Annotated in this window: 12 protein-coding genes; 4 read left to right on the top strand and 8 right to left on the bottom strand. The window is 64.0% G+C overall.

Going from position 1 to position 14,239, the window contains the following annotated elements:
- Window position 1: 1 nt before the first annotated feature.
- The 6 genes from AC1RQC_RS19310 to AC1RQC_RS19285 all read right to left on the bottom strand — a co-directional run bounded on the left by AC1RQC_RS19310 (window position 2) and on the right by AC1RQC_RS19285 (window position 6,982).
- Window positions 2-3,238: an efflux RND transporter permease subunit gene (locus tag AC1RQC_RS19310; RefSeq protein WP_492374117.1), complete on the bottom strand. Its 3,237-nt coding sequence runs from the start codon at window positions 3,236-3,238 to the stop codon at window positions 2-4.
- A 13-nt stretch (window positions 3,239-3,251) separates the two neighbouring features.
- The gene (locus tag AC1RQC_RS19305) at window positions 3,252-4,460 is read right to left on the bottom strand and encodes an efflux RND transporter periplasmic adaptor subunit (RefSeq protein WP_492884338.1); all 1,209 of its coding nucleotides are present in this window, start codon (window positions 4,458-4,460) and stop codon (window positions 3,252-3,254) included.
- Window positions 4,461-4,557: 97 nt separating this feature from the next.
- Window positions 4,558-5,031, bottom strand: a complete 474-nt coding sequence (locus tag AC1RQC_RS19300; protein ID WP_492832118.1) for a glycine zipper domain-containing protein — start codon at window positions 5,029-5,031, stop codon at window positions 4,558-4,560.
- Window positions 5,032-5,045: 14 nt separating this feature from the next.
- Entirely contained in the window at window positions 5,046-5,606 is a 561-nt protein-coding gene (locus tag AC1RQC_RS19295) for a lipid-binding SYLF domain-containing protein (protein ID WP_492374114.1), read from the bottom strand.
- A gap of 163 nt (window positions 5,607-5,769) precedes the next feature.
- On the bottom strand, window positions 5,770-6,150 hold the full coding sequence (locus AC1RQC_RS19290; RefSeq protein WP_492374113.1) for a response regulator transcription factor: 381 nt from the start codon (window positions 6,148-6,150) through the stop codon (window positions 5,770-5,772).
- 163 nt (window positions 6,151-6,313) lie between these two features.
- Window positions 6,314-6,982, bottom strand: a complete 669-nt coding sequence (locus tag AC1RQC_RS19285; protein ID WP_492884336.1) for an ankyrin repeat domain-containing protein — start codon at window positions 6,980-6,982, stop codon at window positions 6,314-6,316.
- Window positions 6,983-7,267: 285 nt separating this feature from the next.
- Between AC1RQC_RS19285 and AC1RQC_RS19280 the strand changes: the two genes are divergently transcribed.
- Together AC1RQC_RS19280 and AC1RQC_RS19275 are read left to right on the top strand one after the other, a co-directional pair.
- Window positions 7,268-9,016 (top strand): pyrroloquinoline quinone-dependent dehydrogenase, encoded by a 1,749-nt coding sequence (locus AC1RQC_RS19280; protein ID WP_492884334.1) that lies wholly within the window; start codon window positions 7,268-7,270, stop codon window positions 9,014-9,016.
- An 18-nt stretch (window positions 9,017-9,034) separates the two neighbouring features.
- Window positions 9,035-9,652 (top strand): c-type cytochrome, encoded by a 618-nt coding sequence (locus AC1RQC_RS19275; protein ID WP_492374110.1) that lies wholly within the window; start codon window positions 9,035-9,037, stop codon window positions 9,650-9,652.
- A 350-nt stretch (window positions 9,653-10,002) separates the two neighbouring features.
- Here the strand turns inward: AC1RQC_RS19275 and AC1RQC_RS19270 are convergent, their stop codons facing one another.
- Window positions 10,003-11,208: a urate hydroxylase PuuD gene (locus AC1RQC_RS19270; RefSeq protein ID WP_174423889.1), complete on the bottom strand. Its 1,206-nt coding sequence runs from the start codon at window positions 11,206-11,208 to the stop codon at window positions 10,003-10,005.
- A gap of 31 nt (window positions 11,209-11,239) precedes the next feature.
- Window positions 11,240-11,593 carry a hydroxyisourate hydrolase gene (gene uraH / locus AC1RQC_RS19265; protein ID WP_043344662.1) on the bottom strand — a complete coding sequence of 118 codons (354 nt, stop codon included), beginning with the start codon at window positions 11,591-11,593 and terminating at the stop codon, window positions 11,240-11,242.
- Between the two features lie 313 nt (window positions 11,594-11,906).
- On the opposite strand from uraH, the gene AC1RQC_RS19260 reads away from it, so the two are divergent.
- Together AC1RQC_RS19260 and AC1RQC_RS19255 are read left to right on the top strand one after the other, a co-directional pair.
- Complete coding sequence (locus AC1RQC_RS19260) at window positions 11,907-12,650, top strand: GntR family transcriptional regulator (RefSeq protein ID WP_174423888.1); 744 nt, start codon at window positions 11,907-11,909, stop codon at window positions 12,648-12,650.
- A 150-nt stretch (window positions 12,651-12,800) separates the two neighbouring features.
- Window positions 12,801-14,207: a nucleobase:cation symporter-2 family protein gene (locus AC1RQC_RS19255; RefSeq protein ID WP_492809829.1), complete on the top strand. Its 1,407-nt coding sequence runs from the start codon at window positions 12,801-12,803 to the stop codon at window positions 14,205-14,207.
- The last annotated feature ends 32 nt before the right edge of the window (window positions 14,208-14,239 follow it).

The following is a 14,239-nucleotide window of genomic DNA, read 5'->3' as shown; positions in this document are numbered from 1 at the left end:
GTCATTCGCCCTCGTGCCTGGCAGACGGCGTAGCCGCCGGAGCACCCGGGCCCGCGCCGGTGGGGCCCGACGGCGGCTCGCCGGGCGCACCGCCCTGCGGGCCCGGGGTCTTCTTGCCCCCGCCGGAGCGCTCCGACATCGACTCCAGCGCGTAGTAGAACATCGGGATGAAGAACACCGCGATCGCCGTCGCGCCGAGCATGCCGCCGATGACGCCGGTGCCGATCGAGTGCCGGCTGTTGGCCGACGCGCCGAGCGCAATGGCCAGCGGCACGCAGCCGAGGATGAAGGCCAGCGAGGTCATCACGATCGGGCGCAGCCGCTCGGCCGCCGCCGTGACGGCGGAATCGTAGACCGACGCCCCCGCCTCGCGGTTGAGCACCGCGAACTCAAAGATCAGGATGGCGTTCTTGGCGGCCAGCGCGACCAGCATCGTCAGGCCGATCTGAAAATAGACATCGTTCTCGAGGCCGCGCAGCAAGATGGCCAGCAACGCGCCAAACAGTGCGAACGGCACCGCCATCAGCACACCGACCGGCAAGCTCCACTTCTCATATTGCGCGGCGAGGATCAGGAACACCATGATCAGGCCGAACACGAACACCAGCCCCGAAGTACCGCCAGCCTGCCTGGCTTCATAGGCTTCGCCGCTCCACCCCACGCCGTAGTCGGGCGGCATCACCTCGTCAGCCACCGATTCCAGCGTGGACAGGACCTGTCCGGAGCTGTAGCCCGGTGCGGCGTTAGCGGTAATCTTGACCGCCGGGAAGTTATTGAAGCGCGTCACCAGGTCCGGACCGGTGACGAACCTGGTGCTCATCACGGCCTTGAGCGGGACCATGCTGTTGGTCTTGCTGCGCACGAAGATCTGATCCAGATCCCCGGGCTTGAGCCGGTACGAGGGCTCGGCTTGCAGGATGACCTGCCACAGCCGGCTCGAGCGGTTGAACTGCGACACGTACAGCGAGCCGAACATGGTCTGCATGGCGCTGTACACCTCCTCGATCGGCACGCCCAGGGTCTCCGCCTTGTCGCGGTCCACGCTGACCAGCAGTTGCTGGGACGCCGCATTGAAGGTCGAGGTGACGCGAGCGAGTTCCGGCCGCTGCTTCGCCTTGGCCATGAAGTCGTTCACCACGCCTGCGAGTTGGGGAATGCTGGCATCCCCCTTGCTCTGGATCCACATCTCGGTCCCGCCAGTCGTGCCGAGCCCCGGGATCGACGGCGGATTGACCGGCAGGATGATCCCCTCCTTGACCTGGGACAGGTTCTCGTACGCGCCGATCAGCACGGCACGGGCGTTCTGCGTCTTGATGTTGGCAAATTTATAGCGCTCGTCGAAACTCTTGAAGCCGATAAAAAAGGCTCCCGCGTTGTTCTTGTTCTGGCTATCCAGCAAGCTGAAGCCATCGACCACCGTGACGCTGCTCACGGCCGGCTGCTTCATGAAGTAGTCGGTGACGTGCTGGGACACGGCCCCGGTGCGATCCAGGCTCGCCGCGTCTGGCATGATCACCGCGCCGAGCAAATAGCCCTGGTCCTCCGGCGGCAGGAACGAGGTCGGGATCGAGCGCATCATGAACACCGCAAGCACGATCATGCCGGCGAACAGCAGCAGCGCCACCACGAAGCGCTTGATGATCAGCTTCACCATGCGCGTATAGCCAGCGGTCATCCGCGCAAAGGCATTTTCGAACCACTTGAAGAAGCCTTTCTTTTCGTGGTGCCCGGGCTTGAGCAACAATGCCGCCAGCGCCGGCGACAGCGTGAGCGCGACCAGTCCGGAGAACACCACCGAGATCGCAATGGTGATGGCGAACTGCTTGTACAGCTGCCCGGTGATGCCGCCAAGGAAGGCAACCGGCACGAACACCGCGCACATGACCAGCACGATCGCCACCACCGGCCCCGAGACCTCGTCCATGGCCCGTTTGGCGGCGTCCTTCGGGCTCAGCTTGTGGACGTTCATGTTTCGCTCGACGTTCTCAATCACGACAATGGCATCGTCCACCACGATGCCGATGGCCAGCACCATGCCGAACAGCGTCAGCATGTTGATCGAGAATCCGAGCATGAGCATGCCCATGAAGGTGCCGACGATCGACACCGGCACCGCCAGCACCGGGATCAACGTGGCGCGCAGGCTCTGCAGGAAAACAAAGACCACGATCACGACCAGCACGAGGGCTTCGAAGAACGTATGGATAACGTCCGAGATCGACGCGCGAGTGAACTCGGTCGTGTCCATCGCGATGCTGTACTCAAGGCCTTCGGGAAACGATTTCTTCATCTCCGCCAGCGTCTTGCGTACCTGGCTGGACACATCGAGCGCATTGGCGCCCGGCTGCTGGTAGACGGCGATGACCGTTGCCGGTTTGCCCTGGAACTTGCTGCGGATCGAGTAGTCCTTGCGGCCGAGTTCGGCACGGCCGATGTCCTTGAGGCGCACGATCGCCGCCTCGCCGTTTGCCGCGCGCAGGATGATGTTCTCGAACTCGGCCGGATCGCTCAGGCGGCCAGTGGTGGTGACGGCAAAGGATTGCTCCACCGCCGCGCCGGTTGGCGACTGGCCGATGCTGCCGACCGCGAACTGCTGGTTCTGGTTGGCGACGGCCTTCTGCACGTCGGAGGCCGTGATGCCGAGCTGCGCCATGCGGTCAGGCTTGAGCCAGATGCGCATGGCGTAGTCGGGGTTGCCGAAGATGCTGGACTGGTTCGCTCCGGGCACGCGCTTGAGCCCATCGAGCACGTAGATGTTGGCGTAGTTGGCGATGTAGGTCGAATCGTAGCGATCGGTGGGCGAATAGATGGCGATGACCATCATGAACGCCGAAGATTTCTTCTGCACCTGAATGCCCTGCGCCTGCACCGACGACGGCAGTTGCGGCAGCGCCAGGTTCACGCGGTTCTGCACATCGACCTGTGCCAGCTCCGGATTGGTGCCGATCTGGAAGAAGACATTGAGCGTGAAGTTGCCGGTCGATGAACTCGACGAGTTCATGTAGATCATGTTGTCCGCGCCGTTGACCTGCTGCTCGATCGGCGCGGCGACATTATTGGCAACCACGTCGCCGGTGGCGCCTGGGTACGTCGCCGAAATCGTGATCTGCGGTGGCGTGATGTCGGGATACTGCGCGATGGGCAGGCTTAGCATCGCCAGCGCGCCGCCAAGCGTGATCACGATCGAGATGACCGACGCAAAGATCGGCCGTTCGATGCAGAAGTGGGAGATGTTCATGTGGCCTGCCCGGTCAGTTCGTTGCGCCAGGGGCAGACTGGCGCTGCGAGAGGCTCTGCTCTTCGCTGCGCGGTTCAGCGGCGGCGGCACTCTTGGCCGGCGCCTGGGTTATCTTCAGCGGCGTGTCGGCAACCACGCGAATGGCGCCGTCGACGACGATCCGCTCTCCGGGCTTCAGGCCCTCGGTGATGAACCAGTCATCGCCGTGCCACTCTCCGACTTCGACCACCCGCTGATGGCCTTTCGCATCCTTGTCGACTGCCCAGACAAAATGGCTCTTCGATCCCTGCAATACCGCGCGGCGCGGCACCAGGACCGCATTCGGGCGCACCGCGCCCGAAACCCGCGCGCGCACGAACTGTCCGGGGCGCAGGGTGCCTTGCGGGTTGGCGAACGAGGCCCGCACGAGGAAGGTGCCCGTCTGTGTGTTGAACGCGGGGTTGGTAAAGTTGATATGCCCGCGAGCCGGGAACACGCTGCCGTCGGCAAGCACGACAACCACCTCGAAATCGTTGTTCGCCGGAAACCGCAACTGGCCTTTCTCCACCTGACCCCGGTATGTCAGCAACTCATTCTCGGAAATGCTGAAGTTCACCCACATGGGGTCAAGCTGGTAGATGTAGGTCAGCAAGCCCGTTGCCGCCGCGGTCACGTAGCTGCCGTCCTGCTGCCGCGCAAAGCTCGACAAGCCGGTGAGCGGGGACTTGATCGTGGTGTAGCTCAGGTTAAGCTCGGCGGTCCGGACCTGGCCCTTGGCCGCGATCACGGCGGCCTCCGCCTCCTTCTCGTTGCCCGTTGCGTTGTCAAGATCCTTCCGGCTGAGGGCGTTCTGAGCGGCAAGCGGAATCACGCGGGCAAGATTGGCCTTGGTCACGGTGAGCCTGGCCTCCTGCTGTGCAAGCTGGCCCTTGGCCGACTGCAGCACCGCTTCGAATGGCGCGGCGTCCATCATGAAGAGCACCTGCCCGGCATGCACCAGTTGCCCCTCGGTATAGACGCGCTTTTCCAGGAAGCCGTCGACGCGAGCGCGAATCTCGACCTCGCGCGAGCTTTGCGTCTGGGCGGTAAATTCGAAGTCGACCGGCGTGTCGCGCTGCGACACGGTCATGACCGTCACCTCGGTGGTCGCGCGCGGCAACTCGTTCGCCGGTTTGTGGCAAGCGGCAAGCAGCAACAACGCTGCACCGGCAAACGCGAACCGCAACCAGGCGCGGCTGCGCACGCGCCCGACGGCTGCAATCCGCAGAGGTGAAATCAGTTTCGTTGCCATGTCTGGATCCCCAGCTGACCGCGCCTTTCTTCTACATCTGCTGCGTTCTCTACTGAACGGTGTATCCGCGACCGGTCATGCACGCCCCCACCGCCCGATTGAATGTCGCCATTTCCTGGGAGACCTGTTGCTGCCCCGCCTGCTGCTGCTCGGCCGCGGCCTCGTTCTTGCGGCGCTGGCGCACGCCGCCGGCCGCCGTGCCGGTGACCGCGCCGATCGCGGCGCCCTTGCCTGCATCGCCGGCAATCGCGCCAATCGCCGCACCGGCCGCTGCGCCACCGGCCGCGCCCCTGAGGCGTCCGCCTTGCTGTGGCGGCGCTGCAGGCTGGCCGGCTTTCTGCGCGATAGCGACCGGATCCACGCCCGTGGTCTGCTTGGCCCACTGCTGGCACGCGGCGGTGTCCGAACTCTGCTTCTGCGGGCTCTGCCCCTTGGCGGGATAGATGATGGGTTGCTGCGCGCTGGCGGCTAACGCCAGCGCGCACAGCATCAGGCCAATTACGGTTCGCAGCGTGCGTTGCATGGTCGTCTGCCAGGTCAGCGGCTGAGCTTGGTGATCTTCTGGCCTTGCACGCCCAGGCCGGCCATCAGCCCCTGCTGCCCGTAGATGAAAGCGTAGACGTCCGAACTCAGCGTGGTGGTGGTCAGGGATTTTCCCATGCCTTCATCGACCACCACAACGCTCGGCCCGACACCGACCGACAACCCGTTACGATCGTTGAGATCGGTGAGAGCCGAGTCGGTCATGAAGAACATGGCCTCCGAAAAGGTCTGGGCACCTGCCTGCAGGCCATACGAAACCGCCGAGGCGTTGTAGTAGCCCAGCACCGTGCCATCCGGGCCAAACATCACCCCGTTGCCACCTTGCGCGCCCACGATAAGGCCCGCTTTCATGATGTCGGGGAAGACGAGAACCCCCTTGGACCGGGCCAGGAGATCCTTGGTCTTGGGATTCGTATCATTGAGCTTTTGCAGTGCACCGCGCGCACTAGCTTCGAGCTGTGGATTGTTCCCTACGGTTGAAGTCTGCTGGGTAGAGCAGGCCACCGCGACCAGCAACAGGGGAATCGCGAGGATGAACCGAAGGGTCTTGATCATGATGCGTGCTCCAAGCATGAGAATTAACGACACTGACGACGCTGTGTAAAGCGCAGGCCCACCGAGCATTCTTCCGGGGTCTGATCCATAGTGATATCCGAGACCGGCTAAAACAATGGGACCTTGGTCCAATAGCCGCTAGACCGCCGCGGTGGCTGCCGCGCTACGGAGGTGGATGGATGGCCGCACGCACGACCCGGATGAGAATCTCGTCGTCGAACGGCTTGCGCAGATAGGCCGCCGCGCCAGCGGCCAAGGCCCGCTCGCGAGTGCCGATCTCGTCGTGTGCCGTGATGAAGATCACGGGAATGCCGCTGCCCGCAAGCCGGCGTTGCACCTCAAGCCCGTTCAGGCCCGGCATCTGGATATCGAGCACGATGCAGTCCGGACGATATGCCGGTATGGAATCGAACATGTCCAGGAACTCGTCACCGCTCTTGAACGTGTCCGCTGACAGGCCGACAGAGCGCAGGAGCCGTTTGATGGCACGGCGCACCGATTCGTCGTCATCCACCACTGCGACGAACGGCTTGACTTTGCTCATGGCGACATTCCCCACACAGGCAGCGCAGCACCCAGCCTGATTCGACGCTAGGTTGAGCGTATGACAGTTGCCTGGCTGCAGATATGGGACTTTGGTCTAACAGGCGGGGGGAGAGGGGGAGACGCCGCAACAGCGTGTACCGTGGCGGCCGCAATCCGGGTCTTTAATGCTGCGCGCTCAACAAGCCGGCCACGGTCTTCGCGCCAGCCTGATCGGCGATCTCCCGCGCGGTCAGCCCGCGGTTGTCGCGCAGCTCGGGCCGGGCGCCTCTGGACAGCAGCAGGCGCACCGTATCGACCTTGTCGTAGCCGGCCGCCCACATCAGCGCGGTGAGCCCGTTGGCGTAGAGGGTGTTGACGTCCACGCCGGCGTCCAGCAGTTGCCGCACCACGCCGGCATGACCCTCGCCGGCCGCGTAGATCATGGCGGTCTTGTCGACGCGATCCGTGGCGGCCAGCTCCGCATGGCGCGCCAGCAGCATCGCCACAATCTCATCAAAGCCGCCGAAGGCTGCGGCCATCAGCGGCGTCACGCCCTGCACGTTGGCCTGGCTGACGTCGGCGCCATGCTCGACCAGCGTGCGCGCCATCTCGGTCAGCCCGCGTTTGGCCGCGGTGAGCAGCGGCGTATCGCCGATGCGGTTGCGCGCATTCACCGCCGCGCCCTGCTGCAGCGCCGCGCTCACCGCCGCCGCGTCGCCGGCCCGGGCGGCCGCGAGCAGGCGGGCATTGAGGCTGATGTCGTCATCGGCCCTGGCCGGCAGGCACAGCGTTCCGATGCCGCATAGCAACGCAGCGGCAAGCCCCGCGCGCCACCCAGTGCGTCCGTTCATGTCCGTCCCCCGCCGCTGCCGTTGACTACGTTGCCAGCCTTATCGCGACACCGTTGCTGGCTAGGTGTGGAGCTAAGTGTGGAGGTTAGGACGCGCAATTTCAAGGAGCGTCCACAGGCATGCTGCAGCGCGGCGAACACCAGTTTGACGCGCGCCGCGATGCGGGTTGTTTTGCCTGCACTCTTGCCTATACTGCTTGTGACCCGGGCCGCCACAGTGTGCGACAAGCACGCCCTTTCGCCCTGGGAAAGCCGGGGCACGAAGAATTCAAAAAAGGAGCTTCCCATGCTCTCATCCCGCAGCCATGCCCGGGTGACCCTCCCCTTGCTGTTGCTTGCACTGGCCGCCGCGGCCGCCGCGCTCATTCCCGCAGCCTTCGGCGCGGACGAAATCCAGGGCGGCGCGACCACCCCGGGCGCGGCCATGACCCGGCCCCTCCCGCCGGTGACGCAGGCACAGCTCGACGCGGCCGGCAGCAACGCTAACGACTGGGTGCATTCGAATGGCTCCTACGTGCAGACGCGCTACTACCCGGGCAGCCAGATCAACACCAAGAATGTGGCAAAGCTGAAACCCGCGTTCCTGTTCCAGACCGCCGTGCTCGAGTCCATGGAGACCGCGCCGATCGTGGTCAACGGCGTGATGTTCCTGACCACGTCCTATAACCACGTCTATGCGATCGATGCCGTGACCGGCAAGGAGTTCTGGCACTACAAGCACAAGATGGGGCCGATCACGACCTTCTGCTGCGGCCCGAACAACCGCGGCGTAGCCGTCTCCGGCGACCGCCTCTTCATGGGCACGCTCGACGCCAAGCTGGTCGCGCTGGACGCCAAGACCGGCAAGCTACTGTGGGAAACGCAGATCGCCGATCCCGAGCTGGGCTACTCGGAAACCATGGCGCCGGTGGTGGTGGACGACAAGATCCTGATCGGCACCAATGGCGGCGAATACGGCATCCGTGGCTTCCTCAAGGCGTATAGCGCCACCGACGGCAAGCTGCTTTGGACCTTCTACACCATCCCCGAAAAGGGCCACGAAGGCGTGTGGGCCACCAAAGACGCCACCGGGCGCGACATGAAGCGCGACATCGCGGCCGAAAAGAAGCAGTTCGCGGACAAGGGCGGCGATTTCTACAAGGCGCTCGGCGGCGGCGTGTGGATGCCACCGGCGATCGACCGCAAGAACAAGATGGCGATCTTCGTGGTGGGCAATCCCTCGCCCGACCTGTATGGCGCCATCCGCCCCGGAGACAACCTCTATACGGATTCGATGGTCGCGGTGGACCTGGATACCGGCGCCTACAAATGGCACTCGCAGTACATCGCCCATGACGTATGGGACCTGGACGCCGCCAGCCCGCCGATCCTGGTCGACGTGCGCGACAAGAACGGCCAGATGATTCCCGGCGTGATCCACGGCGGCAAGACCGGCCACGTCTATGTGCATGACCGCCGCGACGGCCGGCTTATCCGCTTCTCGCAAGCCATGATCCCGCAGGAAGACATGTGGACCCTGCCCACGGCCAATGGCGCACGCATGCTGCCGGGCGCCAATGGCGGCGTGGAATGGTCGCCGATGGCCTTCAACCCGAAGACGCGGATGGCCTATGCCGCCAACCTGCACCAGCCGATGACTTACCAGGTGGAAGCCTCGCCCTACCCGGGCGGCAAGCTCTGGCTGGGCGGCGCCTTCAAGACCATCCCTGCGGAGGCGCAGTGGGGCAAGCTCTCCGCGGTGAACATCGATACCGGCAAGGTGGTGTGGGACTACAAGACCGACCAGCCGCTGATCGGCGGCGTGCTCGCGACAGCCGGCGGGCTGGTCTTCAATGGTGAAGGCAACGGCCTGTTCCGCGCCTTCGACGCCGCCACCGGCAAGAAGCTGTGGGAGTACCAGTGCGGCGCGGGCGTGAATGCGCCAGCGGTGTCCTACATGGTCGGCGGCAAGCAGTACATCGCGGTGGCGGCCGGCGGCAATACGCAACTGGACTTCAAGCGCGGCAACAGCGTGCTGGTGTTCGCGGTGCAGTAGGGCAATAGGGCAATAGGGATGCGTATCCTGTCCTATCTGGCCCGGCCCCGGCGGTTAGCGCTGCCGGGGCCGGCGCTTCTGGCGGGCCTGCTGCTGGCAGCCGTCGCCAGCAGCGCGCACGCCGATCCCGACGCCGGCAGGCGCAAGGCCGAATCGTGCGTCGCCTGCCATGGCCCGATGGGCAACGCCAGCAATCCACTCTATCCGGTGCTGGCCGGCCAGACCGCACGCTACATCTACCTGGAACTAAAGGATTTCAAGGAAGGCCGTCGCAGCGACCCGATGATGACGCCGATGGCGGCGCCGCTGTCGCGCGAGGACATGCTTGACCTGGGCGAGTATTTTGCCGCGCAGAAGCCCATCGCCTCGCAGTTCAAAGCCGACGGGCAAAAAGTGGAAGCCGGCAGGAAGAAGGCCGAGGAAGTGCTTTGCACCATGTGCCATCTCGGCGGCTTTACCGGGCAGAATGAAATTCCCCGTGTGGCGGGGCAGCAGTATGCGTATATCGTCAAGCAGCTCGAAGACTTCCGCTCGCGCAAGCGGACTAATGATGCGGGGAGTATGACTAGCGTGGCTCGCGGGCTGTCGGATGCGGATATTCAGAATCTTGCTAGTTATATTGCTAATTTGCAGTAGGGTTTTTGGGAGGCTGGGGGGCCATACGACATCGCCCTTGCGTGGTTGGTTGCTGTTTGTTTGAGCGGCGATGGTTTTTGCACCCAAGGGCCATCGCCGCACAAAGAAACAGCAACCAACCAAGCAAGGGCGATGTCGTACGGCACTTGGGTCCAAAAACCAACGCCGCAAAAAGAAACAGCGACCAACCCCCAATTACCAACTCTCAAATAAAAAAACGGGGCTTGCGCCCCGCTCAAACCCTCGTCGGTCCGGACCTCCGGCCATCAACAACATAGCCACCGGACCGCCGATCACCGATGCTCGGTAACAGGCCCGCCTCTCGGCCGGGCCTGTTGATCTCTATCAAATCAGTTGGTGGTCTTGGCGCCTGCCTCGAACCACTGGCCCAGCAGCGCGCGCTCGTCATCCGTGATCTGCGTGACGTTGCCAAGCGGCATGGCCTTTTGCTGCACCGCCTGCTGGTAGATCATCTGCGCATGCGCCTTGATCTCGTCGGCGGTATCGAGCTTGATACCCTTGGCGGCGCTCGGCATCATCTTTGGCGCCGCGGCGTGGCACTGGATGCAGCGCGAGTTGATGACTTCCTGCACCTGGGTGAAGCTCACCTGCGCGGGAGCTGCACCGTCCTTGCTGGCGACCACCTCACGCGGCACCGGCGCGATCATCACCGCGACCACCGCCAGCACGGCCACGCCGGCAGCCGGCCACGCGACGTTGATCTTGCCCTTGTGCTTGAGGATGAAGAACTGGCGAATCAGCACGCCGGCCAGCATGATCAGCACCAGCACGGCCCAGTTGTACTTGTAGCTGTAGGTCATGCTGTAGTGGTTCGACAGCATGGCGAACAGCACCGGCAGCGTGAAGTACGTGTTGTGCACGCTGCGCTGCTTGGCGTTCTTGCCATGCACCGGATCCACCGGATCGCCCGCGCGCAGCGCGGCAACCACCTTGCGCTGCCCCGGGATGATCCACACCAGCACGTTGGCGCTCATGATGGTCGCGATCATCGCGCCGGTCAGCAGGAAAGCCGCGCGGCCCGAGAACACGTGGCAGGCCACGAACGCGGCCAGCGCCACGTAGATCGCCACCAGGATGCCGACGGTGCGGTCGCTCTTGCCGAACACGCGGCAGATGCAGTCGTACACCACCCAGCCCACGCCAAGATACGACAGCGCAAACCCGATCGCCGCGCCCGGCGACATGTCCATCACGTTCTTGTCGATCAGGAACGTGCTGGCGTTGAACAGGTACAGCACCACCAGCAGGCCGAAGCCGGTCATCCAGGTGGAATACGACTCCCAGTAGAACCAGTGCAGGTTCTCCGGCAGCGTCTTGGGCGCGCTCAGGTATTTCTGCGGGTTGTAGAACCCGCCGCCGTGCACCGCCCACAGTTCGCCGCCCACGCCCTTCTCCTGCAGGTCTGGGTCGTCGGGACGGGTCAGGCTGTTGTCCAGCCAGACGAAATAGAACGAGGAACCGATCCACGCGATCGCCGTGATGACGTGCACCCAGCGCAGCAGCAGATTGGCCCAGTCGAGGATATAGCCTTCCATGTCTTGTCTCCTTTATTGCCCGTTGCCGCGCTTAGCTGCCACGGTAGGTCGAGTACGACCAGGGGGAGACCAGCAGCGGCACGTGGTAATGCGCGCTGGTGTCGGCGATGCCGAAACGCAGCGTCACCACGTCCAGGAAAGCCGGCTCGGGCAGCTTGGTGCCCTGGGTGCGGAAATAATCGCCGGCGCCGAATTCGAGTTCGTACACCCCGACCGCCATGGTGTCGCCATCCAGCAGGGGCTGGTCGCAACGGCCATCGTGGTTGGTGACGACTGTCTTCAGCGTCTCCTTACGATTGTCGACAATTTTATGCAGGGTAATCGACATGCCGGCGCCGGGCGTGCCGGCTGCGGTGTCGAGCACATGTGTGGTCAAGCGTCCCATCCTGTTATTCCTTAGGGCTTTGGGTTGTGAGAGGCGCCGCTGCCTTCACTAGCACCATTTGTGGGAATGGTGCCCGCTCGGTACGTATTTCTAACGCATCCCGGCGCTGGACTGGTGCATGGCGACAATGCTTCGCACCACTCCGGATGGCAACTCAGGAATTACCCTGACTTGTCGAAAACCTAGCTCGGTTTTGTTGACAATATTGCCGTGCTAACCAAATAATTGTCAACAATTTTTGGGGCGCGCCACTCTGCTTCACCCCGCTTACACGGCGCGCTGCTCCCCTCCTCACCGATACGCTGGTGCCAAGATGTCCAAGAGTCTCAAGCTGATCGCCGGTGCCGATGACACCGCCGCCCCGACCGAAATCAAGCCCGCCCGCAAGGGTTCCGTCGAGGAGCGCATGTATCACGAGATCTATGACGCGATCATGGAGCACCGACTGCCCCCGCGCACCAAGCTGACCGAGCACTCGCTGTGCGAAATCTATGCCACCGCGCGCCACACGGTGCGCAAGGTGCTGGCGCACCTTGCCGCCGACGGCATGGTGGACCTGGAGCCCAACCGCGGCGCCTTCATCGCCAGCCCCTCCACCGACGAGGCGCACGACATGTTCGAGCTGCGCCAGATGCTGGAGCGCGCGGTGCTGGAGAAGCTCGCCGGCATGCGCGACGTCAAGCGCGTGATCGCGCCGCTGCGCAAGATGGTGGAGGCCGAGCGCCAGGCCTTCCTCACCAATGAGCGGCCCAAGTGGATCCGCCTGTCGGCCGAGTTCCATACCGCACTGGCCGAGCTTTCGGGCAATGCGCTGCTGGTCACCATGATGCGCCGGCTGGTGTCGCGCACCACGCTGATGATCGCCAGCGTCGAGGCGCCGGGCAATAACGCCTGCTCCTTCGATGAACACGAAGAGATCCTCGACGCACTGGAACAGGGCGATGCCGCCCTGGCCCAGAGCCGTATGGCGCACCACCTCGGCGCATGCGCGGACCGCGTGCAGCCCGATGAACCGGGCAATTTCGATCTTCGCAGCGTGCTGGGTCACTCCACCTAGCAAGTTGTTCCCGTTGCCAACCTGCGGCCAAGGCCCGATTCCTGCTCATGAGAAACGCGTCCCCGACGATGCGCGAAGCCGGAGTCACATACCGAGAGCCACCCCGCCCGGCAACGTTCCCATCAAATCCAAAGGAGAGGAGACACATCCATGACTAGCGCTAGCACCACGGTCCCAACGGACCAAACCAACGAGCGGCTGCCTTCGGGCCGGCTGCTTGCGCTCGGCCTGCAGCACGTGCTGGTGATGTATGCCGGTACCGTCGCGGTGCCGCTGATCATCGGCGGCGCGCTCAAGCTGCCCAAGGACCAGCTCGCCTTCCTGATCAATGCCGACCTGTTCGCGGCGGGCCTGGCCACGCTGATCCAGGCTTTCGGCTTCTGGAAGTTCGGCATCCGCATGCCGGTCATGATGGGAGTGACCTTTGCCTCGGTGGCGCCGATGATCGCCATCGGCTCCGACCCCAATGTGGGCCTGCTGGGCATCTACGGCGCGGTGATTGCCGCGGGGGTATTCGGCATCCTGGTGGCGCCGCTGATGGGACGCATGCTGGGGCTCTTCCCGCCAGTCGTCACCGGCACGGTGATCACGCTGATCGGGGTGTCGCTGATGCGGGTGGGCATCAACTGGGCGGCCGGCGGCCAGCCCACCACCCGTGCCGTGATCGACGGCGTGGTCAAGGATGTGCCAAACCTCGCCTATGGCGACCTGGGCAACCTGGGCATCGCGGCGCTGGTGCTGGTGGCGATCCTGTTGCTGAGCAAGTATGGCCGCGGCCTGATCTCCAACTGCGCGGTGCTGCTTGGCATCGTGATCGGCACCCTGGTGGCGATGGCGCTGGGCAAGGTCTCCTTCGAAGGCCTTAACGACGCCAGCGCGATCGCGCTGATCACGCCGCTGCATTTCGGCATCCCGACCTTCGACCTTCCCGCCATCCTGTCGATGTGCGTGGTGATGCTGATCACGCTGGTGGAATCCACCGGCATGTTCCTTGCGCTGGCCGATATCACCGGCAAGCGCCTATCCAACGAGGACCTGACCCGCGGCCTGCGTGCCGACGGCCTTGGCACCGTGATTGGCGGCCTGTTCAACACCTTCCCTTACACCTCGTTCTCGCAGAACGTGGGCCTGGTGACGGTGACCGGCGTGCGCTCGCGCTATGTGGCGGTGGCCGGCGGCATCATCCTGATCGGCCTGGGCCTGTTCCCGAAGATGGCGCACATCGTGGCCTCGGTGCCGCAGTTCGTGCTCGGCGGCGCGGGCATCGTGATGTTCGGCATGGTGGCCGCCACGGGCATCCGCATCCTGGGCTCGTGCGATTTCAACCGCAACCGTTTCAACCTGTTCATCGTCGCCATCTCGATCGGCTTCGGCATGATCCCGACGCTGGCGCCGACCTTCTTCCAGTACCTGCCCAAGTGGACCGACCCGTTCACCCACAGCGGCATCGTGCTGGGCACCATCGTGGCAGTCGTGCTCAACGTCTTCTTCAACGGCATCCAGTCGCGTGAAGAAGCCATGCGCAACGCCGCGGCCAACTCGCACGGCACGGAATAAGTCCAGCCGGCGGCGGCCGGCACAGTTTCCTG

Source organism: Cupriavidus sp. GW822-FHT03E04, assembly GCF_058801495.1.
This window is presented reverse-complemented; position numbering and strand designations above follow the sequence as displayed.

Coding starts and splice junctions, on each gene's coding strand:
- AC1RQC_RS19295 (WP_492374114.1), bottom strand. CDS start 5,606: ATGATCAAGACCCTTCGGTTCATCCTCGCGATTCCCCTGTTGCTGGTC.
- AC1RQC_RS19260 (WP_174423888.1), top strand. CDS start 11,907: ATGTCCAAGAGTCTCAAGCTGATCGCCGGTGCCGATGACACCGCCGCC.
- AC1RQC_RS19270 (WP_174423889.1), bottom strand. CDS start 11,208: ATGGAAGGCTATATCCTCGACTGGGCCAATCTGCTGCTGCGCTGGGTG.
- AC1RQC_RS19255 (WP_492809829.1), top strand. CDS start 12,801: ATGACTAGCGCTAGCACCACGGTCCCAACGGACCAAACCAACGAGCGG.
- AC1RQC_RS19300 (WP_492832118.1), bottom strand. CDS start 5,031: ATGCAACGCACGCTGCGAACCGTAATTGGCCTGATGCTGTGCGCGCTG.
- AC1RQC_RS19280 (WP_492884334.1), top strand. CDS start 7,268: ATGCTCTCATCCCGCAGCCATGCCCGGGTGACCCTCCCCTTGCTGTTG.
- AC1RQC_RS19285 (WP_492884336.1), bottom strand. CDS start 6,982: ATGAACGGACGCACTGGGTGGCGCGCGGGGCTTGCCGCTGCGTTGCTA.
- AC1RQC_RS19290 (WP_492374113.1), bottom strand. CDS start 6,150: ATGAGCAAAGTCAAGCCGTTCGTCGCAGTGGTGGATGACGACGAATCG.
- AC1RQC_RS19275 (WP_492374110.1), top strand. CDS start 9,035: ATGCGTATCCTGTCCTATCTGGCCCGGCCCCGGCGGTTAGCGCTGCCG.
- AC1RQC_RS19310 (WP_492374117.1), bottom strand. CDS start 3,238: ATGAACATCTCCCACTTCTGCATCGAACGGCCGATCTTTGCGTCGGTC.
- uraH (WP_043344662.1), bottom strand. CDS start 11,593: ATGGGACGCTTGACCACACATGTGCTCGACACCGCAGCCGGCACGCCC.